The 22,221-nt window shown below is 40.6% G+C and carries 19 protein-coding genes and 1 riboswitch; of the genes, 8 read left to right on the top strand and 11 right to left on the bottom strand.

Annotation, left to right across the window (positions count from 1 at the left end; all coding sequences use genetic code 11):
• Window positions 1–1,552 precede the first annotated feature (1,552 nt).
• Entirely contained in the window at window positions 1,553–3,562 is a 2,010-nt protein-coding gene (gene uvrB / locus AM629_RS00360) for an excinuclease ABC subunit UvrB (protein WP_054475092.1), read from the top strand.
• Here uvrB and yvcK read toward each other — a convergent pair whose 3' ends face one another.
• Window positions 3,563–4,471, bottom strand: a complete 909-nt coding sequence (yvcK, locus tag AM629_RS00355; RefSeq protein ID WP_054475090.1) for a uridine diphosphate-N-acetylglucosamine-binding protein YvcK — start codon at window positions 4,469–4,471, stop codon at window positions 3,563–3,565.
• A 254-nt stretch (window positions 4,472–4,725) separates the two neighbouring features.
• A riboswitch (molybdenum cofactor riboswitch) is annotated at window positions 4,726–4,871 on the top strand.
• Between yvcK and moaA the strand changes: the two genes are divergently transcribed.
• From moaA to AM629_RS00330, 5 genes are all read left to right on the top strand, one after another.
• Window positions 4,858–5,841, top strand: a complete 984-nt coding sequence (gene moaA, locus AM629_RS00350) for a GTP 3',8-cyclase MoaA (protein ID WP_200905745.1) — start codon at window positions 4,858–4,860, stop codon at window positions 5,839–5,841. (Overlaps the previous riboswitch by 14 nt.)
• Window positions 5,842–5,878: 37 nt before the next feature.
• Window positions 5,879–6,355 (top strand): cyclic pyranopterin monophosphate synthase MoaC, encoded by a 477-nt coding sequence (moaC, locus tag AM629_RS00345; RefSeq protein WP_054475089.1) that lies wholly within the window; start codon window positions 5,879–5,881, stop codon window positions 6,353–6,355.
• Window positions 6,355–6,600 carry a molybdopterin synthase sulfur carrier subunit gene (gene moaD / locus AM629_RS00340; protein ID WP_054475087.1) on the top strand — a complete coding sequence of 82 codons (246 nt, stop codon included), beginning with the start codon at window positions 6,355–6,357 and terminating at the stop codon, window positions 6,598–6,600. Before moaC ends, moaD begins: the two co-directional genes overlap by 1 nt.
• A gap of 3 nt (window positions 6,601–6,603) precedes the next feature.
• The gene (moaE, locus tag AM629_RS00335; RefSeq protein ID WP_054475084.1) at window positions 6,604–7,059 is read left to right on the top strand and encodes a molybdopterin synthase catalytic subunit MoaE; all 456 of its coding nucleotides are present in this window, start codon (window positions 6,604–6,606) and stop codon (window positions 7,057–7,059) included.
• A 179-nt stretch (window positions 7,060–7,238) separates the two neighbouring features.
• Complete coding sequence (locus AM629_RS00330; protein ID WP_054475082.1) at window positions 7,239–7,949, top strand: Bax inhibitor-1/YccA family protein; 711 nt, start codon at window positions 7,239–7,241, stop codon at window positions 7,947–7,949.
• 57 nt (window positions 7,950–8,006) lie between these two features.
• Here AM629_RS00330 and AM629_RS00325 read toward each other — a convergent pair whose 3' ends face one another.
• From AM629_RS00325 to AM629_RS23820, 6 genes are all read right to left on the bottom strand, one after another.
• Window positions 8,007–9,113: an ABC transporter permease gene (locus AM629_RS00325; protein WP_054475081.1), complete on the bottom strand. Its 1,107-nt coding sequence runs from the start codon at window positions 9,111–9,113 to the stop codon at window positions 8,007–8,009.
• Between the two features lie 12 nt (window positions 9,114–9,125).
• Complete coding sequence (locus AM629_RS00320) at window positions 9,126–10,283, bottom strand: ABC transporter permease (protein WP_054475079.1); 1,158 nt, start codon at window positions 10,281–10,283, stop codon at window positions 9,126–9,128.
• A complete protein-coding gene (locus AM629_RS00315) occupies window positions 10,280–12,016 on the bottom strand; it encodes an ATP-binding cassette domain-containing protein (protein WP_054475078.1) in 1,737 nt (578 codons plus the stop codon). The genes AM629_RS00320 and AM629_RS00315 overlap by 4 nt, the downstream gene beginning before the upstream one ends.
• A gap of 9 nt (window positions 12,017–12,025) precedes the next feature.
• Entirely contained in the window at window positions 12,026–13,018 is a 993-nt protein-coding gene (gene hlyD, locus AM629_RS00310) for a secretion protein HlyD (protein ID WP_054475075.1), read from the bottom strand.
• A 16-nt stretch (window positions 13,019–13,034) separates the two neighbouring features.
• Complete coding sequence (locus tag AM629_RS00305) at window positions 13,035–13,721, bottom strand: transcriptional regulator (RefSeq protein WP_054475073.1); 687 nt, start codon at window positions 13,719–13,721, stop codon at window positions 13,035–13,037.
• Between the two features lie 89 nt (window positions 13,722–13,810).
• Complete coding sequence (locus AM629_RS23820; RefSeq protein ID WP_161804193.1) at window positions 13,811–13,969, bottom strand: hypothetical protein; 159 nt, start codon at window positions 13,967–13,969, stop codon at window positions 13,811–13,813.
• 55 nt (window positions 13,970–14,024) lie between these two features.
• Here AM629_RS23820 and rhlE point away from each other — a divergent pair, with 55 nt between their 5' ends.
• Together rhlE and dusC are read left to right on the top strand one after the other, a co-directional pair.
• The gene (gene rhlE / locus AM629_RS00300; protein WP_054475071.1) at window positions 14,025–15,314 is read left to right on the top strand and encodes an ATP-dependent RNA helicase RhlE; all 1,290 of its coding nucleotides are present in this window, start codon (window positions 14,025–14,027) and stop codon (window positions 15,312–15,314) included.
• Window positions 15,315–15,317: 3 nt separating this feature from the next.
• A complete protein-coding gene (gene dusC / locus AM629_RS00295; RefSeq protein WP_054475070.1) occupies window positions 15,318–16,250 on the top strand; it encodes a tRNA dihydrouridine(16) synthase DusC in 933 nt (310 codons plus the stop codon).
• An 82-nt stretch (window positions 16,251–16,332) separates the two neighbouring features.
• Here the strand turns inward: dusC and AM629_RS00290 are convergent, their stop codons facing one another.
• From AM629_RS00290 to sseA, 4 genes are all read right to left on the bottom strand, one after another.
• Window positions 16,333–17,445: a lipase family protein gene (locus AM629_RS00290; RefSeq protein ID WP_054475067.1), complete on the bottom strand. Its 1,113-nt coding sequence runs from the start codon at window positions 17,443–17,445 to the stop codon at window positions 16,333–16,335.
• Between the two features lie 579 nt (window positions 17,446–18,024).
• A complete protein-coding gene (locus AM629_RS00285; RefSeq protein ID WP_054475065.1) occupies window positions 18,025–19,149 on the bottom strand; it encodes a lipase family protein in 1,125 nt (374 codons plus the stop codon).
• Window positions 19,150–19,728: 579 nt separating this feature from the next.
• Entirely contained in the window at window positions 19,729–20,853 is a 1,125-nt protein-coding gene (locus AM629_RS00280) for a lipase family protein (RefSeq protein ID WP_054475064.1), read from the bottom strand.
• 503 nt (window positions 20,854–21,356) lie between these two features.
• Window positions 21,357–22,193, bottom strand: coding sequence for a 3-mercaptopyruvate sulfurtransferase (gene sseA, locus AM629_RS00275; RefSeq protein ID WP_054475062.1), 837 nt, complete (start codon window positions 22,191–22,193; stop codon window positions 21,357–21,359).
• Window positions 22,194–22,221: the final 28 nt, after the last annotated feature.

Below are 22,221 nucleotides of genomic sequence, written 5' to 3'. Positions count from 1 at the left end.
ATTATTCCAACTATAAGTCTCTCGGGGGAGAGCTATTTCACCCTTCGAGTTTGAAAACTGGTTATTTCTTTTAGCACTAGGGAACCACTCTAGAATAGAGGAAGTGAAATAAACATCTTGGTTTAAATTAATAAATTAACTAAATGGTAACGCTATAAAAACAGCCAGGGAGTGGCAATACACAAATGTTTTGGGATAACATAGATGCTTTGGAACAGCAAACGATTGAAATTGTGGATGATAGGTACAAAGGTGAACTGATTTTAATGGTTTTTGATCGAAAATAGCCAGCGGAATATTAGATGTATTGTTAAGGCAATGTAGATCCTATATTTTTGTATCTATCATTTTTTTGAAAACTCACTATGGAATCCATCTTATATACCCAATAGATTTCAAGATGCATCGCGACGGTAAGGGAGCTAATCCCCGGGAGCATAGATAACCATGTCATAGATAACACTGTGACCGGGGTGAGTGAGTGCAGCCAACCAAGAGGCAACTTGAAAGATAACAGATATAGAGCAGTTGGTGTGTTGATATGAATTTATCAAGGATATACATTATATCCTTGATAAAGATGTAATGTTACGCGTATCAATAAAGCAATTTTTTTCTTGATAACATTGTCTTGCTCCCTTCTTGAAGCAAGGGGGTCATAATAATGAAATTGAATCTGTTGTTACCGGAAACATAGGAAATAAGAGTTATTCCTATTATTGAAATGAAAATGATCATTTTATTCCGAATAGGTGGAAGCCATGACTATCTCCTCTATTATGTAAGCAAGTTTTGTACAAGAAAGCTGCTTGCTGGTTTTTATTGAATAAAAATTCTGCCCTGAAATTAGCATCGTTTGCTGTTTGAGACAGTAAGGCCAGTTTATCTCGACAGATACCCTTATGTGGGCAGCATTGAACAGATTTAGCAAAAATTGCTGTAAACCCTGGTCCAATGCAAGAGTGTTGCGAAAGCTAATCTGGTCGTGTGAGAGCAATTACTTCATTTTGTGCCGAATTTCAATAAGAAAATTCTTATTTTTTTAGGAGAATGATGTCTTTTCCTGATAGTGAATAACTAGAATTATAAGGTTAAAAAAATAGTAAAAATTTTTACTGTTGGGGGTTACTTCTTTTGTGGGACGATGTTGCAACTTCGTACTGTTAATAGGGTTTATAGAGTTATCCACTATTCCTGTGGATAACCTTGTGCATTAGACTTAGAAAAGGTGCGTAACGCAAGAAAATACGCGGCTTTAGTTAAGGTTGATGTTATTCTCGTCTTAGTTTTAATTTATTTTAATATCAATAAGTTAATTAAAATCAAGCCCTGGATGTTCGGGGATGATACCTCGTGTTGTTACCTTTCAGTCGATCATATGAAAAATGAAAAAATCAAGATGATTTTGGGGATAAAATAATATTTATTTTGATATTAATGGATCAATTAATGTAGAAGTTACCTGAATTAAGTATGTTTTTGTAAAACTGGCTTGAAGCTGGTTTTTTATCCAGTATTATAGATAAACGAGTTTTGGGAAAGTGAGATACCTATGAGTAAGGTGTTCAAATTACGTTCTGACTTCGAGCCTGGTGGTGATCAACCAGAGGCAATTCGCCAATTGCAGGAAGGGTTGGAGGACGGGCTTGCCCATCAGACTCTGCTAGGAGTAACGGGGTCAGGTAAAACATTCACTATTGCTAATGTAATAGTGAATTTAAACCGGCCAACCATGGTACTTGCTCCGAACAAGACATTGGCGGCTCAGCTTTACAGTGAAATGAAAGATTTCTTTCCAGAGAATGCGGTAGAATATTTTGTGTCCTACTACGATTATTACCAGCCTGAAGCTTATGTCCCGAGTTCTGATACTTTTATAGAAAAAGATGCCTCAGTAAACGAACATATCGAACAAATGCGCTTATCTGCAACGAAGGCTTTGCTGGAGCGGCGGGATGTGATAGTGGTTGCATCTGTATCGGCTATCTATGGTTTGGGTGATCCGGATAGTTACTTGAAAATGATGCTCCATCTGACCAACGGTATGATCATCGATCAGCGCTCAATTCTGCGGCGTTTGGCCGAACTGCAATATACCCGCAATGATCAGGCATTTCAGCGGGGGACATTCAGAGTACGTGGTGAGGTGATTGATATCTTCCCGGCTGAATCTGATGAACACGCTTTGCGTGTTGAACTGTTTGATGATGAGGTAGAACGGCTGTCACTGTTTGATCCGTTGACAGGACAAGTTCAGTACAATGTTCCACGGTATACGGTTTATCCGAAAACTCACTATGTTACCCCGCGAGAGCGTATTGTTCAGGCAATGGAAGAGATTAAGGTGGAGCTTGAGCAGCGGCGCAAGGTATTGCTGGCAAATGGTAAATTGCTGGAAGAGCAGCGTGTTACTCAGCGTACTCAGTTCGATTTGGAAATGATGAATGAACTAGGCTATTGCTCCGGCATTGAAAACTATTCCCGTTACCTTTCTGGTCGTGCCGAAGGAGAGCCACCTCCAACATTGTTTGATTACCTCCCTGCTGATGGTTTGCTGGTGGTGGATGAATCACACGTTACAATCCCGCAAATTGGTGGTATGTACCGAGGAGATCGTTCTCGTAAAGAAACGTTGGTGGAATACGGTTTCCGTATGCCTTCAGCGTTGGATAACCGCCCATTGCGATTTGAAGAATTTGAAGCACTAGCTCCGCAGACAATTTATGTTTCTGCAACACCAGGCAAATATGAACTAGAAAAATCTGCTGGTGATGTCGTGGAACAAGTAGTGCGTCCTACCGGTTTGCTTGATCCTGAAGTGGAAGTTCGTCCGGTAACAACTCAGGTTGATGATCTATTATCCGAAATCCGCACTCGGGCGGTGAAAAATGAGCGGGTGCTGGTGACGACTCTGACTAAGAGAATGGCAGAGGATTTAACTGAGTATTTGGAAGAACACGGTGAGCGGGTTCGTTATTTGCACTCAGACATCGATACCGTTGAACGGGTGGAAATTATCCGGGACCTTCGTTTAGGTGAGTTTGATGTATTGGTAGGTATTAACTTGCTGCGGGAAGGGTTGGATATGCCAGAAGTTTCTCTGGTAGCAATTCTTGATGCTGATAAAGAAGGTTTCCTGCGTTCTGAACGTTCATTAATTCAAACTATTGGACGGGCAGCCCGTAACTTGCATGGTAAAGCGATTCTTTATGGCGATAAAATTACAAATTCAATGGCGAAAGCGATTGGTGAAACAGAGCGCCGTCGTGCCAGGCAGCAAATATTTAATGAAGAGCATGGTATTGTTCCAAAAGGTCTGAATAAGAGGATCGGTGATATTCTGCAAATTGGGCAGCCTGCTGGTGGTAAAGGGAAAACCAGAGGCAAAACGGTTGTCACAACAGAAGCATTCAGCAAGCTATCCGCCAAAGAGTTGGAAAACAAAATCCGCGAGCTGGAAGCGAAAATGTACCAGCATGCGCAGGATCTTGAATTCGAACAGGCGGCTAATGTTCGGGATCAGGTTCAGACATTGCGTGAGCAGTTTATTACCAATTCATGATTAGCCAAGGTTTTGCAGGGTATTCTCCAACGCCTGATGCAGTAATTCACGGTCGTGGCGGTAGGGGATATCCTGTGCTTCCAGTATTTGCTGAGTAACAATTCGGTCACTGAGTCCACTGATATCTGTGCAGGGGCCGACAATAACTGCGTCGATTATCCGATGCCCAATTTTGCTTTCCATCATTTCTAGCTTATCTTTCAGTGTCAGCTCTGCTGCGGCAACACTTAATTCTTTCCCAAGATTACCAATATAAATCATATTGGCGTTGCTACGACGCAGTGCTTGGGTTAAATCTTCAAGTAACAGTAATGGCATCAGACTGGTAAAAAAACTACCGGGGCCGATAACAATAAGATCGGCCTGAGTGATAGCATCCAGTGCCTCTTTTGTCGCTGTAGCTGGAGGGTATAACATTAATTCCTGTGGAATGCAGTTCGACTGATCAATATTGACTTCACCATAAATGGTGTTGCCTTGATCGTCTATTGCCATCAGGTCAACTGGCTGCTCGGACATTGGAATCAGATGAGAATTAACTTTCAGCAAGCTACGGATTAAATTAATCGCCTCAAGAGGTCTGACACTTAAATGATCCAACGCCTTAAGCATCAGATTACCTAGGTTATGACCCGCTAGCTCCCCATTACCACCGAAACGGTATTCAAACATTGCTGATGCAACGCTGGGTTCGGTAATAAGCTGATTTAAACAATTACGGGTATCCCCCCAGGCAATACCGCCTTCAGAACGCCGGATTCTTCCAGTTGAGCCACCATTATCTGTCGTGGTGACAATGCCTGTCAGGCGGGAGCCTAGTGATGAAAGAGAGGACATGACACGCCCAAGGCCATGACCTCCGCCTAGAGCAACTACCCGATCTAAATCGGCTAATGTGCGGTTTCGCATAGAATTCCTGTTGCTGACTGAACTTATATTTACCGAATAATTTTAGCGTAATTTATTATAAAACACGATTAATTGGATTGGTGCCGTGATTTAACACAAGTTTTTACTAATGATCATTATGATTGTCTGTTATTTGTTCTTGAATTTGCTAAGTCATTGTATAATAAATTATATAACGAAAGTGGATATTCGCATTTTTCTTTTTTAAGCGCTAGAATTTATATTGAGAATGTCGTTTTACACTGAATCATAGGTGTTGAAATTAACGCCTAGCTTCTGCATCTAAGTCACCGTTTTGTACAGCGATATGATGCTTTGGCCGTGACCACTGAGTCACCAGGGTGTGTGTGCAGAAATGCCCGCATCTCCCATATTTGGAAGGTGTTATTGTGGAACAACTCACAGATGCTTTTGCCCGCAAGTTTTATTACTTGAGGCTCTCAATCACTGATGTATGTAATTTTCGGTGCACTTATTGCCTGCCGGATGGTTATAAACCTCGCGGGCACCACTCCTTTTTGACATTATCTGAAATCCGTTATATTGGTCGAGCGTTTGCTGATCTTGGTACAGAGAAAATACGTTTGACAGGTGGCGAACCAACTATGCGCCGTGATTTCACTGATATCGTTTCCTCTATTCGTGAAAATAAATTAATTAAAACCCTTGCTGTGACTACAAATGGTTATCGGATGGAACGTGATGTTGCCAGATGGAAGGAGGCTGGTTTAACCGCAGTGAATGTCAGTATGGATTCGCTAGATCCCCGCCAGTTTCATGCGATTACCGGACAGGACAAATTTTTTCAGGTGATGGGGGGGATTGATGCGGCATTTGAGGCGGGATTCAGTAAAGTGAAGGTTAATGTGGTGCTGATGAAAAACGTTAATGATATCAGTCTGCCAGCTTTCCTGCATTGGATAAAAGATCGTCCGATTCAATTGCGATTTATCGAATTAATGGAGACCGGTGACGGTGGTGAAATGTTTCGCAAGTATCACATTCCCGGTGAGACTATTCGTGAACACTTGTTACACAATGGTTGGAATCAACTTCAACGCTCACGTAGTGATGGCCCAGCTCAGGTTTTCAGTCATCCTGATTATCAGGGAGAAATTGGTTTGATTATGCCTTATGAAAAAGATTTCTGCCGGAGCTGTAATCGTCTGCGTGTTTCTGCAATAGGTAATCTTCACTTATGTCTGTTTGGTGAACAGGGGATACCACTGCGAGATTTGTTATCGAACGAAGCACAACTGGATGATCTGAAATTGCGTATTCAGGGGGGGTTACGTCATAAACGGGAAACCCATTTCCTTCATCAAGGTGACAGCGGTATCACGCCAAATCTTTCTGTCATTGGCGGTTAATTGACTGTTTTGATATTGTTTTTTTCAGGAGTTAGAAATGTCTCAATTGACTCACATTAATTCTACCGGCGAAGCCCATATGGTTGATGTTTCTGCGAAAGCCGACACATCACGTGAGGCACGGGCAGAAGCTTTTGTTGAAATGAAGCCAGAAACATTGGCCGTGATTATTGAGGGTAGTCATCACAAAGGTGATGTGTTTGCAACCGCCCGGATTGCGGGTATTCAGGCGGCAAAGCGTACATGGGAATTAATTCCGCTTTGTCATCCATTATTGCTGACTAAAGTAGAAATCATGCTAGAAGCTCAGACAGAATATAACCGAGTAAGAATTGAATCTTGTTGTCGTCTGACAGGGAGAACCGGTGTTGAAATGGAGGCACTGACAGCGGCATCAGTCGCGGCTTTAACAATTTACGATATGTGTAAAGCTGTACAGAAAGATATGGTCATTGGACCAATTCGTTTGCTCGAGAAAATAGGCGGAAAATTAGGCCATTTTAAGGCGGAATAATGATAAAGGTACTGTTTTTTGCTCAAATACGGGAGCTGGTAGGTACTGATTCACTGGATTTAGATAATAGTTACACAACCGTTGATAGTTTAAGACATGAATTAATATCGAAAGGAGAACGTTGGGCTTTGGCGCTGGAAGATGGAAAATTGCTGTCAGCCGTAAACCAATCTTTTGTTCATGGCGGACATCCATTACAGGATGGTGATGAAGTGGCTTTTTTCCCACCAGTGACTGGAGGGTGATTAGTGGAAAATACCCGTATTTTTGTTGGCTTGGAAAATTTCAGTGTAGGGGAGGAGTACGAGTGGCTTTCTCAATGTGATGAAGATGGTGCTATTGTCACTTTCACGGGTAAAGTTCGTAATCATAATTTGGGGGATAGTGTGAATGGATTGAGGCTGGAACACTATCCCGGCATGACGGAAAAAGTGCTACAGAGTATTATCATTGAAACACGCAGCCGTTGGCCATTGCAGCGAATCAGCATTATCCATCGGGTAGGTGAGTTCTATCCGGGTGATGAAATTGTGTTTGTTGGTGTCACGAGTGCGCATCGTAGCATGGCTTTTGACGCTGCTGAATTTATTATGGATTACCTAAAGACAAAGGCGCCTTTCTGGAAAAAAGAGTTATTGCCTGATGGTGAGCGTTGGGTTGAATCCCGTGAAAGCGATCAGGAAGCGGCGAGACGCTGGTTATGACGCTATTTCCTATTTTTGCGAAACGCTTCGAAAACTGATGAGGTAAATAAACGACTATACAAGTAATTATTGAATGGTTAATTGTTTTGATTATATTCTGTGATAATGTATAAAACTTGAATGGGTTGTTGCTGTTAAACAGCCTGAATCTTTAAACATTGTCATAAAAGGTAAGCGTTATGGATCGATATCCACGCTCAAACGGTTCGATAATCCAACAGGCGGGAACCGGACTGCAAGCTTATATGGCCCAGGTTTATGGTTGGATGACTTGTGGTCTGTTGTTAACGGCGTTTGTGGCTTGGTATGCGTCACAAAGTGAGGCTGTTGTTGCATATATTTTCTCAAACTCAGTCGTTTTCTATGGATTGATTATTGCTCAGTTGGGATTGGTTTTTGTCCTCTCTGGCATGATTAACCGCATGGGCGCTTCATTAGCCACTGGGTTGTTTATGCTCTATTCAGCTCTGACAGGGCTAACGCTTTCCAGTATTTTTAAAATATATACTGGTGGCTCCATTGCGACTACTTTTGTCGTGACGGCGGGGATGTTTGGGGCACTGAGTTTTTACGGTTATACCACTAAACGTAGCCTGAGTGGCCTTGGTAGCTTCTTATTTATGGGATTGATCGGCATCATTTTGGCTTCTTTGGTTAACTTCTGGTTAAAGAGTGAAATGTTGATGTGGGCTGTAACCTACATTGGAGTAGTTATTTTTGCTGGTTTGACCGCTTATGACACTCAGAAGCTGAAAGAAATGGGTGAAGATCTGGATGTGAATGATAAAGAGAATTTGCGTAAATTCTCTATTGTTGGTGCATTGACTCTGTATCTGGACTTCATCAACATGTTCTTGATGTTGTTGCGTATTTTTGGCGATCGTCGCTAAATTTACTGATATGTTTCTGATAAAGCCCTGCTTAGTCAAAATGCAGGGCCGTTTTTATCAAGCAATTTTCCGTCGAAATAACCAATAGGCAAGGTTGCCAGTTGTGGCAGTGATCGCCAGAAGAGGCCACAGGCTTCTCCAGATAACAGTAAAATCCGCGTCTTTGAGATAAATCTGCTTGGTTATGTCATTAAAATGCCAGATAGGATTAGCCCAAGTGAGATTTTGTAACCATCCCGGCATATTTTCGATTGGGGAAATATAACCGGAGATTAAAATGGCGGGCATAAGAAAGACAAATACACCAATAAAGGCTTGTTGCTGAGTGTAACAAAGAGAAGATATTAATAAGCCAAATCCTACCAGCGATAAACTGTATATCAGCATAGCGCAGTAAAACAGCGGTAGTGAGCCAGAAAATGGGATTTGATAGCAGAAGATACCAATGGCTAAAACTAAGGTTGCCTGAAAAGTAGCTACAACGACAGCCGGAACGGCTTTACCAATGAAAATTTGCCCGGTGGTCATTGGTGAAACCAGTAGCTGATCCAATGTTCCCTGCTCCCTTTCTCGAGCAATTGACAGTGCAGTGACAGTTAATATCCCGACTGTGGTAATCAGTGCAACTAAAGACGGTACGACGAACCATTTATAATCGAGATTTGGGTTATACCAGTTGCGGACTACTAATTCACTATTATTGGCTTTTGGTATGTTGCCTGCTAATTCTTGTTGGTAGTTCAGGATAATTTCCTGGATATAGCCCGCAGCAATTTGAGCACTGTTTGAGTTGCGTCCATCCAGCAATACCTGGAGGGAAACAGGGTCATGGCTGGCAATCTTAGAACTGAAATCTTGGGGGAAACGTACCACTAACAAAGCTTTCTGGCGATCGATTACTGGCTGTATTTCTTGTGAGTGAGTCAGCAATATTACGTCAGGAAATGCTTTTGATTTTGCCAGTCGCTGAGTAAGTTCAATAGAGGCTTTGCCTTTGTCTTCATCAAAAATAGCAATGGTAGCATTGGTCACATCAAGCGTTGCAGATAGTGGGAATAGGATCATCTGAAAGATAACCGGCATAACCAATATAGCTCGTGTCTGAGGATCTCTGAGCAAGGACTGTAATTCTTTAATAATCAGTGTGTAAAGACGATAAAACATAACAGCTCCTTTCTAATCCAAACGACGCCGGGTTTTCCATGCGGTTAAGCCAATAAACAAAACAGCCGAGGTAATCAGTAGTAATAGGTTTATCATTAATACTGTGCTGATATTTCCTGCCAAAAAAAGAGTATGCAGACTGCTGACAAAATAACGTGCGGGGATGAAATAGGTCACTATCTGAATAAATGCAGGCATGCTGTTTATTTCGAAAATAAAGCCGGAAAGCATAATTGCAGGTAGAAAGGCGACATTTAACGCGATCATTGCTGCATTAAACTGATTGCGTGTAACGGTGGAGATCAGTAGCCCTATACCAAGGGCGGTGGCCAGATAGAGGCTGGTAATTGCAGACAATATCCACAATGAGCCTCGGTATGGTACACCCAATATGAATACTGACACTAACATGCAGAGCACCATGGCGAGAGATCCCAGCACTTGATAAGGCAAGAGTTTGGAAAGCAATAGTTCGGTGCGGGTAATTTGAGTGGAAAGTAGGGCTTCCATTGTGCCGCGTTCCCATTCCCGTGCAACGACTAATGATGTCAGGATTGCACCAATGACGGTGATAATAATGGTTATTGCGCCGGGAATAATGAAATGCTGGCTGATTGTCGCTGGATTGAACCAATAACGGATTTGCATATCAATTAATGGAGTGGCAGCGTTTCCCAGATCTTGCCCCTTTTGTTGTAGCCAAATCTGCCATATTCCTTTGGTATAGCTTTGTACAAAGCTGGCTGTATTGGGTTCACTGCCGTCAGTAATGACCTGGATCTGTGCTTTACCATCCGGGCGGGCAAGTTGAGCATCGAAATTCACAGGAATAACAATTAGCCCGCGTATTTCCCCTGATTGCATCATATTAATTAATTGCTGACGATTATCGCTGATTTTGGGTTCAATATATGGTGAACCAGCAAAAGCATGTATCAGCTCACGGGCATCTTCGCTTTGCTGCTCCACTAAAATACCAATACGAACGGTACTGGAGTCGAGATTAATACCGTATCCGAAGATAAACAGTAGAATCAGCGGAATGACAATAGAAATTAACCCGCTGGTGGGATCACGCAAGATCTGTTTGGTCTCTTTTACACAAAGGGCTTTCAGTCTCCCCCATGAGAAGTGGACTGCTTTCTTTGGAGCATGCTGATTTAGGCTCATTGTGGCTCCTCATCATAGTTAATGACCAGATCAATAAATGCTTGCTCCATTGATGGGTCAGGATTTTCGTCAGTAGCAACCTGCTGTTTCAGATCATCCGGCGTTCCGGCGGCAATCAGTTTACCGCGGAATATTAGCCCTATCCGGTCACAATATTCGGCTTCATCCATAAAGTGAGTGGTCACCATGACAGTAACGCCTTTATCTACCATACCGTTGATATGCAACCAAAATTCACGTCGTATTTGCGGATCAACACCAGAAGTTGGTTCATCCAGAAACAAAATATCTGGCTCATGCATAAGTGAGCAGGAAAGAGCAAGACGTTGTTTATACCCTAGTGGCAATTCGTCGGTTGTTTGATGTAAAACCGATTTGAGATTGAAAGCGTTGACCATACCATCGATTTTTTCTTTTTGTTTGCGCCCACATAGACCATAAATGCCTGAAAAGAATTTCAGGTTTTGTTCAACGGTCAGGTTGCCGTACAGTGAAAATTTCTGCGCCATGTAACCCAGATGTTGACGCGCTTTCCCTGAACTGATTTTCAGATCCATTCCTAATACCAGCGCTTTACCTCCAGTCGGTACCATAAGCCCGCACATCATTTTAAACGTAGTGGATTTACCCGCGCCGTTTGGGCCAAGCAGGCCAAAGATTTCTCCGCGTTTTACCTGAAAATCAACATGGTCGGTAGCAGCAAAATCACCAAATTTCTTAGTTAAATCCTGTGCTTCAATCACTGTTTCTGTAGGGTTGACGTTAATTTGTGGCATAATTTCCGCCAGTTCTGAGCGACGGGCAGGACCACCACCGAGTAAGTCTATAAAAGCATCTTCAAAGCGGGGAGCCGCTTTAACTATTTCAGCATCAGGTAGTTCAAGTTGGTTAAGCAGCTCTTGCGGGGAAGCATCAGGTCTAATAATAAGCCGTACATATTTGCCTTGAATTACGCCATCTGTTACTAGTGGTAGGGTGAGGGCGTGTTGCAGCGTTTTTCTGCGAGAATCCTGTTTTGCGCCAAGCAGGAAGGAACGCCCGGACATCTTTTGAGTGAGTTGCTGCGGTTGCCCGTTATACAGTAATTTTCCTTGATTGAGTAATAGGACGTCGCGGCATCGTTCAGCTTCGTCTAGATAGGAAGTGCTCCATAGGATCAGCATGCCATCATCTGCCAATGCGTGAACCATCTGCCAGAGTTCGCGGCGGGCTATCGGATCGACGCCAACTCCGGGTTCGTCCAGTAGCAGAACTTTGGGTTTGCCAAGCAGAGTACAGGCGAGTCCCAGTTTTTGCTTCATGCCGCCGGAAAGCTTCCCAGCCAGTCGCCCGGTAAAACGCGTAAGGTCTGTGAAAGTGAGTAGTTGCTCGTAAGTTTCTTGACGTTCGTCACCTTGTACACTGCGTAAATCCGCGTATAGGTTCAGGTTTTCTAATACGGTCAGATCTTCGTACAGACCAAATTTCTGTGGCATATAGCCCAATTCAAATCGTACTTGTACGCCATTTTTAATCGGATCAAGCCCCATGATTTCAATAGAACCGCTATCTGGCTTTAGTAAGCCAGCTAACATACGTATCAGCGTAGTTTTTCCTGCTCCATCCGGTCCCACAAGTCCGGTGACAGAGCCACCGTAAATCTCTGCGGTCAGACTGGATACCGCAGGATTATTTAGGCCAGGAAAAGTTTTTTCTACTTTTTCCAGCCTTATCGTGTATTCAGAGCTGCTCATGACAGCTCCTTATTGGTCTGAATCAGGAAAATGCAGGGTAATTGGCATACCTTGACGTAGAGCATCATCTGGGTCGGTAACAATAATGCGTAACCGATAGACCAGATCGGTGCGCAGATCGGGTGTCTCGACATTCTTTGGCGTAAATTCAGCTGTTGGCGAAATAAAACCAATTTTACCGTGATAAGGTTTATCTTTACGGCTGTCAGTGTAGAGTAAGATTTCACGTCCCGGGGTTGCCTGCCCAAGGTGGCTTTCACTGATATAAGCTCTTACCCAAACCGGATTAGTTAAAGAAAGCGTAAATACAGTATTGCTTACTGCCAGCATCGTGCCTGGCTCAATTGCACGGGTCAGGATGGTACCGGGCGAAGGGGAGGTCAGGTGAGTGTCTTGTAAATCCAATTCCGCTTGAGCAACAGTTGCTTCGGCTTGAGCAAGTTGGCCTTTGGCTTCTGTAATTTCTTCTTTACGATAGCCGGCTTGAAACTGGTTCAGTTTATCTTTTGCTGCTTGCAAAGCTGCCAATGCTTGATTGCGGTTAGTCTTAGCATCTTCGAGTTCGTTGGCTGAAATAACTTTGCTTTGCCACAAACCTTGCTGACGTTTGAGGAAATTATCAGCGAAACGCCAGGCGGCTTCACGTTGTGCAACTTCCGAGCGCACTTGTGCAATTTCTTCTGTGCGATAGCCATATTCCATCATTGCCAGATGCGCTTTAGCACTATCGCGAGTGGCTTTTGCTTTATTAAGTGCGTTAATGAATGGTGCATTATCCAATTGACCAATCACCTGATTCGCCGTGATCGTATCGCCTTCATCAACTTGCAGGCTGGCGAGTTTACCACCAACCCGGAAGCTGAGATTGACCGTGCGTATATCTACATTGCCATAGAGTGTTAACGTATTATCATTTTTGCTCTGATAATAGTAACTGCCTAAAATAGCGCCAAGAATAACAGCGACTACCAATATTATTAGTGTTAGTTTCTTGCGGTACATGATACGCCCTATTGTTCTAATTGTATGAATTGTCTTTTTTAAGTCCGTTTAATAATAAATCGATATGTTGGATGAGGATTTGATCAATCAGTTTGTACTCGTCTGGTCCGATATTATTCCAGTTTGTCTGGCGTAATAAGGTTTCTCGTGCCATTCGGAAAGAGAGAATTTCACCCATCAGAGCATGTGTATGGAGCATAGTAGAAAGCTGATGTTCATCAGCACCAATATAGTTAGCAATCAACTTATTTAATCTATTGTGGAGAGGAGCCAGTGCCTGTTCATGGATTAAGGTATAGGCATCGGTTGGCGCTAACTGTTCTCTGGCCATTATCAGGCTGATGTTGATGCTCTCTTTTTCAATCATCAAACGATTAATTCCAAGAAATCCTTCATGAATTAGCCTTAGTATATTTTCTGGTGAATAAGGAGTTGGTGATGAAAAAAAATCATCAATTTCTTTAAAAAGATCAGTAAATTCAGTCTTTATTGTGTCAGTAATATATTGGGCCACCGCCTGATAAAGTCCCTCTTTAGAGCCAAAATAATAAGCTATAGAGGAAATGTTTTGTTGAGCACGAAATGCTATTTCTCTGGTCGTTGCTCCAGCCAATCCGGATTTACCGAAAATCTCAAGAGCTGCTTTGAGTAGCTGTTGTTTGGCTTGTTCGCCTCTGGAGGTTTGAGTGTTGTTGACTGACATGGATATGGGTCCTGTTGCAAATAATCAAAAGACTTAAACAAAATATCAATCATATGGTTAACCTTATACTTATAGTAAATCAATGTAAATTACAGAAAAATGTCACGGATCATGAAAACTACCGGGTGAATACCTGTAGTTTTAGTTGCATCATCAGAAAATATATCTGATATAATAATCCAGATATGGCGCATTGCAGTTTGTGTTATTTTCTTTGTGGTGTTTACCGCGTCTGATTTTCTTCCCATAAAACTGCCCCTGAATGTAGTTCAGGAATGGTGAAGTCTGGAGTATTTCTTATTTATGAGTTTTGAATCACTCGGCTTAAGTGCTGATATTTTACGTGCCATTGAAGATCAAGGTTATTCAGCACCAACGCCAATCCAACAGCAGGCAATTCCTGTCGTATTAGCTGGTAAAGATTTATTAGCCAGTGCTCAGACAGGCACGGGTAAAACCGCAGGTTTTACATTACCGATGCTACAATTGCTGAATAATTCCCCTGTTCAGACGAAAGGGCGTCGGCCAGTCAGAGCATTAATCCTGACGCCAACTCGAGAGTTGGCGGCTCAGGTTGGTGAAAATGTACGTGATTACAGCAAATATCTTAGACTGCGCTCTTTGGTTGTCTTTGGGGGAGTTAGTATTAATCCTCAGATGATGAAATTGCGTGGTGGTGTCGATATTTTGATCGCAACGCCCGGGCGTTTACTGGATCTTGAACACCAGAATGCGGTTGATTTATCGCAGGTGGAAATTTTGGTATTGGATGAAGCCGACCGTATGCTGGATATGGGTTTTATTCATGATATCCGCCGGGTACTGAATAAGTTACCACCGAAACGGCAAAACCTACTGTTTTCTGCCACTTTCTCTGACGAGATCAAAAGCTTAGCTAGTAAATTATTGCATAATCCTGTCAGTGTTGAGGTTGCCCGCCGTAACTCTGCTTCAGAACAGATTGAGCAATTTGTTCACTTTGTAGATAAAAAGCGTAAAGGTGAATTGCTTTCTTTCCTGATTGGCAGTCGTAACTGGCAGCAGGTTTTGGTCTTTACTCGTACTAAACACGGAGCAAACCGTCTGGCAGAACAGTTGAATAAGGATGGCGTAACGGCTTCAGCTATTCACGGTAACAAAAGCCAGGGGGCAAGAACCCGTGCTCTGGCTGATTTTAAAGAGGGTCGGATCAGGGTGCTGGTAGCGACAGATATCGCTGCCCGTGGTCTGGATATTGATCAACTGCCTTATGTGGTGAACTTTGAACTACCTAATGTATCTGAGGATTATGTCCACCGTATTGGTCGTACTGGGCGGGCAGATGCTACAGGGCAGGCACTTTCTCTGGTATGTGTTGATGAGCACAAATTGCTGAAAGATATTGAACGTCTGTTGAAACGGGAGATTCCCCGTATGGCAATCCCCGGATATGAGCCAGATCCAACCATCAAAGCTGAACCTATTCAGAATGGCCGTCAGGGACGTGGCGATAACCGTCAGAAAAATAGCCATCGCCGTTCTGGGGCACCTTCGCGTCAGCGTAGCAACAATCATGCGGATCGATCAAATAAAGCGCCTAACATCAGAGGTTAATTAATGCGGGTTTTACTGGCTCCGATGGAAGGTGTGCTGGACTCTTTAGTCAGGGAACTTCTGAGTGAAATCAATGAGTATGATTTGTGCATTACAGAATTCTTGCGGGTCGTTGATAGCCTGTTGCCAGTAAAATCTTTTTATAAGCTTTGTCCTGAATTGCGTAACCAAAGCCGGACATTATCTGGCACTTTGGTACGGGTTCAACTCTTGGGCCAATATCCGCAATGGCTGGCAGAAAACGCGGCGCGAGCAATTGAATTAGGGTCCTATGGCGTCGATTTGAATTGTGGTTGCCCGTCGAAAACGGTCAATGGTAGTGGTGGTGGAGCGACGTTGCTAAAAGATCCGGAACTGATTTATCAGGCGGTAAAAGCAATGCGTGAGGCTGTACCTTCTCATTTGCCTATGACGGTCAAAGTTCGTCTGGGTTGGGATAGTGGTGATCGGCGATTTGAAATTGCTGATGCAGTGCAGCAAGCGGGTGCAACGGAAATTACTATTCATGGACGGACCAAAGAGGATGGTTACAAAGCGGAACGTATTAACTGGCAAGCGATCGGTGAAATTCGTCAGCGTCTTTCTATCCCGGTTATTGCCAATGGTGAGATTTGGGATTGGCAAAGTGCGCAGAATTGTATGGGTATTACAGGCTGTGATGCTGTCATGATCGGACGGGGAGCGCTTAATGTTCCCAATTTGGGCAGGGTGGTGAAATATAACGAGCCTAAAATGCACTGGCAAGGAGTTGTTCAGTTATTACAAAAATATGTTCGGTTGGAAAAGCAAGGTGATACCGGGCAATATCATGTTGCTCGTATTAAGCAGTGGCTCGGTTATTTACGAAAAGAATATGAAGAAGCGACAGCACTCTTTGAAGAGATAAGGAAGTTAAAAACGTCTGCTGATATAGCACATGCGATTTCTTTAGTGTGATTGCTGATTAAGAACCAATTATTGTAATGGAACCTTTAATAAGGTTCCATACTTAATCAGTGGAAGGGGTAACTCAATAAATTTATTTGGTGTCGTCGTTACCTTCGGCCATGAATGAGAAAAGCTTATTAACACTGAGAGAAAGGCCATCGTTAATCACAACAATGTCATAATCAACAGGTGGATCAGAACGATCATTAACTGCGACTAAGCTCATACCATACTGTTCGGTATAGGCATCAATATGTTGAAATACGAGTTGTTCAACTAAGCCTAGAGAAGGTCTTGAATTGGGTTCAGTAAAAGGTAAATCAGGGGTAAGGTGGGTATAGTTTTTGTCCTTCACATTAGAGATAAAACCGTTAACTATTAAAAATGATATTGGATAGAGAGCTTTAATTTCTTCTAACCCTTTTATATGCCAGGCTAGGGTAACGATATCCTTACGATTATGTATCCTTAGAAAATCACTTTTATAACTCGGTATTAATGTTCCGTCAAAAACAGATTCAGCATAGGATGCGAAAATATCGTTACCGGTGGACGGGCAGGCAGAAGCGCAAACATGAATACGAATATTATTATTTCCTTTCTCGATGTACCGCCTTTTTAAATACAGGCCAATAGTAGAGGCTAATACACCACCTAAACTGTGCCCTGTAAGAGTAATATTTTGTACTCCCTCTTCCAGAGCAATTTTATCAACTGCATCAATCAATGATTCTCCATAACCAGGTGTATTGTTACTTTTTATTTGATTAATAACATAGTCTAAGGCGATGTGGGTTCCTTTCGAAATTTTAGCATCTTTAGGGGCTTTGGGGTCCCAAATTGACCAGTTTTCAGTTGTACCTACATTAAAGTTCTCATCACACCAGTTAACATCAGACCATGATCCTCGAATAACAATTCGATAGTCATTTGGAGTTTCGAGATTTTTCACAATGAATAAAACGTGATCATCTTTTTTATCTATAACACTTTTTTTCTTATTAACATCAATATTACCGACACGAAAAACAGCAGGCCCCCAAATGATGGAGAACTTATTTGCTGTTATCTTACTACTTTCTAATGATTTTTTAATATTTTCTGAAACGATAGCGGGTTCTGAGTTGTAAGTTAATATACTTCCTGAGCTACTAATAAAGCTTAACGCGAGATTTATTTTTTGTTCTTCAATAGAAATAGTCATTTTTACTTCCAATTTTTTTATAGGATAAATGTTAATTTAATGTTTCGATTTGAATGTTGCCAACCAATTTTTTGTTTTCAATTAAAACTAAAAACAAAATTAAAGTTCGTAATAACCTTTAATTTAGCTACATATGAGTATAGGGTAATTTAATGTTAATTTATTTAACAAAATAAATTATCTATTATGAGCTTTAAAGTAAGCGATAAAAATTAAGCTATGTTTTTGTGAAATTATATTAGTTCTTAATAATGATAATATGGAGAAAGTGGTGGTGATATTTCCTATGGAAAATAATTTAAATTGGTATACCCTTCATCTTTCAAGTTGGCTGCTTTCACTTACCCCAGTCACATCGTTATCTATGCTCTTGGGGATGCGTTCACTTGCCGCCGTGCTGCAATTTGAAATCTATTGGGTATATCTACAAAGTGAGTGATAGTGAATGGGTGTAATTTTAGTGATATGTAGGAAGAAATAATTGAATTACTCTATTAAAATGTAATTTATTACCGTGCATGGAACCTATAATATAGGCTCCATTTATGCTAAATCAAAGCTATGCATAATAAAATAAAATTATGCAATATCGATTTTACCTTTGGTTAGAAACTTGAAAAGTTCAGCAATACTTTCGGATAGGCTATCATTAACCACAATAATATCGTAATCAGTCGGTATATTTGAACTATCATCAATGGTAATGAAACTCATGTCATACTCTTTGGTATAGGCATAAACATGTTGATTCCCGATATTAATGAGTAGATCGTCAAACGACATTATAGGTGATATTGGAATATCTGAATGAATAGAGAAATCTGGGAAGATTTGAGTGTAATTTTTACCGAGAACAAAAAAAATAAGAGTGTTAATTGTGCCAGTTAATATTGGATAAATAGTCTTAATTTTCTCCAATCCATTTATATGCCAGGCTAGGGGAACGACATCTATACTATTATGAATTCTCAGAAAATCACTGTTATAACCAACAGTAGATATTTCATTAAGAACAGATTCAGTGTAGGAAGCAAAAACATCGTTACCGGCAGTGGGGCCTGCAAAGGCACAAACATGAATACGAATATTATTGTTTCCTTTATCGAGGTACTGTCTCTTTAGATATAAACCAATGGTAGAAGCCAGCACGCCTCCCAAACTGTGTCCTGTAATGGTAATATTTTGTATCCCTCCTTTCAGGGCAATTTTATCAATTGCATCAGTGAGCGATTCTCCATAACCCGGAGAGTTGTTGCTTTTCATTTGATTAATAATGTAATCCAATGCCATATTCGTTCCATAAGCAATCTTCGCATTTTTAGGTGATTTTGAATCCCATAGCGCCCAGTCTGTAGTTTTACAGACAATAATATCCTCATTGAGCCAGTTAATATCAGACCATGATCCCCGAATGACAACGCGGTAGTCATTTGGGTCATAGCGATTTTGCACAATGAACAAAACATGATCGTCCTTTTTGTCTATAACACTTTTTTTCTTATCAATATCAACGCTGTCAACACGAAATACAGCAGGCCCCCAAACGATAGAGAATTTATTCGCGGTAGCCTTACTGCTTTCCAATGATTTTTGGATATTTTCCGAGACGATGCCCGGTTCTGGTTTGTAAGTTTTTATACCTCCAGAGTTAATAATAAGGCTTAGTGCGAGATTTACCTTTTGGTTTTCATAAGAGATAGTCATTTTTACTCCCTATTTTTTATATGAAAAATGTTAGTCTGATGTTTAGGTTTAAACATCAAAAGTTAATGTTTTTAGTCTTCTATTCAGATAAAAAGTAGAATTAAACTTAAAGTTAATAATAACTTTTAAATATGTCAAATAAGTTCATGGAAATTTTTGATATTGTTTTATTTGACAAAATATAAATTATTCATTATGAAATTAAAAGCGAATAACAAGAGCTATAAGTTTAATGATTACGTGAAAATATTATTGCAATTTTACAATGTTATATTAATTTCCAAAGAATAGTAATGTAGGGAAATAGTATTGATATTATTCTTAAATAATAATGAATTAGTATTGTTTGTATAAATATGATTTTATTATTATGTTTAAATAAGTGATATCGTATTCAATGGAGCTTTTATTAAAAGCTCCATTTTTTTGGGATAAAAAAACAATATATACCCGATGGATTTCAAGATGTATCGCGACGGCAAGGGAGCGAATCCCCGGGAGCATAGATAACTCTGTGACCGGGGTGAGTGAGTGCAGCCAACAAACAGGCAACTTGAAAGATAACGGGTATAAATCAGATTATGCAATATTAGTGTTATCTTCGGGAATAGGTATAAGTAAGAAATAGGCGACAATATCTTGAGATAAATTACTGTTAATAACAACAATATCATCAATAGGTGGTTGAGTACCGTCATTGACTTCAACTAAATTCATACCATATTGATTTGCATATGCTGTAATATGTTGAAAAATGACTTGTTTATTTAGATTTAATTCTAAAATAGGTGATGTAAAAGGTAAATTTGGAGTGAGTTTTGTATAACCTTTATCTTTTACAAGAAGAACAATCTTTTTAAATTTATTAATTAATTCTTCATCTAGTTTAATTAATGGTTCATAGATGGTCGGAATTGTTTCTAATCCATCCAAATTCCAGATCAAGGAAATAACATCTTTACGATTATAGATCCTTAAAAAATTGCTCTTATAGCTCGTTACTGACGAGCCGTTAAAGACATATTTAATATAAGATGCAAAAACATCATTACCGGTATTTGGATTAGCAAAAGAGCAAACATGAATACGAATATTATTTTTTCGCTTATTAAGATATAACCGTTTTAAGTATAATCCGAGAGTAGAAGCTAGAATGCCGCCTAAGCTGTGCCCTGTAATGGTAATATTGTGCACTCCTTTTTCTTGGGCAATTTTATCAATTGCATCAATGAGTGATTCGCCGTAACCAGGAGTATTATTACTTTTTACTTGGTTAACAATATAGTCTAATGCTATATGCGTTCCATAAGAGATCTTGGCATCTTTAAATTCTTCAGGAATATTGGGGTCCCAAAGTGACCAGTTTACAGTTTCGTGTACAGCAAAGTTTTCAACTTGCCAATTAATGTCAGACCATGACCCTCGGATAACGATTCGATAGTCATATGGGGATCTGCGGTTTTTCACAATGAATAAAACGTGGTCGTCTTTATTATCCTTAGCGTTTTCGCCATTATTAATACGAAAGACAGCAGGCCCCCAAACGATAGAGAAACTATTGGCCGTAACCAGACTCTTTTCCAATGATTCTTTAATATTTTCTGCAACGAGAGTGGGTTCTGGTTTTTCGGTTATTATGCTTCCTGAGCCACTGATAAAGCTTAGCGCAAGATTTATTTTTTGATCTTTAAGGTAAATAGCCATTTTTACTCTCCATCTTGATAATATAAATGCTGATATTGTGTTCTAGTTAAGACATTAATATTCAACTCTTTTATAATTTACTGTACCTGGGTATTTTATCTGTTGTTCTTTGTAGTAAAGGGGCTTCAAGGCAGTGTTCAAGCAAAAGCTTTTGAATACACTTGAATGCAATTTTCCTTACATACTATGTATAAGCTTAATCTTATTTTTAAATAAAATATAGAGTTGAATTTTAAGTTAATGATAATAATATTTAAATATACTTATTTAATTATTTCATGTGACTTTATTTGATAAAAACAACATTAATTAAGGAGTTAATAAATTGAATAATAACGATATGAAAATTATTAAGTAGGATGCTATTTCATTATCAAAAAGGCATATCAGAATGTTTGTATTAAATAGTGGTTATATTATTTACAAAGTCAATACTTACAGTTTATCCTGGGATTATTTTATTTATTGTAGGGCATAGGGTGAATATGCCCTTTTGTGGTTAATCATTTCTTCAGAGGTAGGGCATCATTTGCTCCCCATTCAGCCCATGATCCATCGTATAAGTAACTATCTTTCTTGCCGATTATATCTAAACCTAGTACCAAAACAGCGGCTGTCATACCTGAGCCACAACTCGCGATAACAGGTTTATTTAAGTCAACGTCTTGTTTACGGAAAATATCTGTAATTTCAGCTGATGATTTAAAGTGACCATTCTCTACCAGCATAGTCCACGGAACGTTTTTACTACCAGGAATATGGCCCATTCTTAGTCCAGGGCGTGGCTCTGGTGCTTTAGCTTGAAAACGGTCCGTTGCTCTGGCATCCACGATTTGAATTTGTGGATCATTTAACGAAGCCAGAATTTGTTGCAGTGATTTCACTTTGCTGGCATCGAAACGGGTATTAAAGGTTTGAGGATTGCGTGTCACTTCACCTGATTCTGTTGTAAATCCTGCTTGTTGCCAGCCTTGTAAACCTCCATTAAGAATACGAACGTTGTGGCTGCCGAATATTTTGAAGGTCCACCATGCGCGAGGGGCAGAGAACATATTGCCTTGGTCGTAAACCACGACTAGATGATTTTCGCTAATGCCCATTGCTCCAACAGCCTGACTAAACGTTTGCGGATCTGGCAGCATATGAGGTAATCCGCTTTGATGATTTGCAATTTTATCCAAATCAAAAAATTGGGCACCGGGAATGTGTGTATCTAGCCAGAGTTTATGACAATCAATTTGTTGAGGTGGTGGTGGTGCGGTTGTATCAAGGATGACGATATTTTCATCATCAAGATGATCCTTCAGCCATTGTGCACTGACAAAGTATGAATTATTCATGGAAGCTCCTACTTTATATAAAAGATAA

It is taken from the genome of Photorhabdus heterorhabditis (assembly GCF_001280945.1).
GTDB lineage: Bacteria > Pseudomonadota > Gammaproteobacteria > Enterobacterales > Enterobacteriaceae > Photorhabdus > Photorhabdus heterorhabditis.
This window is presented reverse-complemented; position numbering and strand designations above follow the sequence as displayed.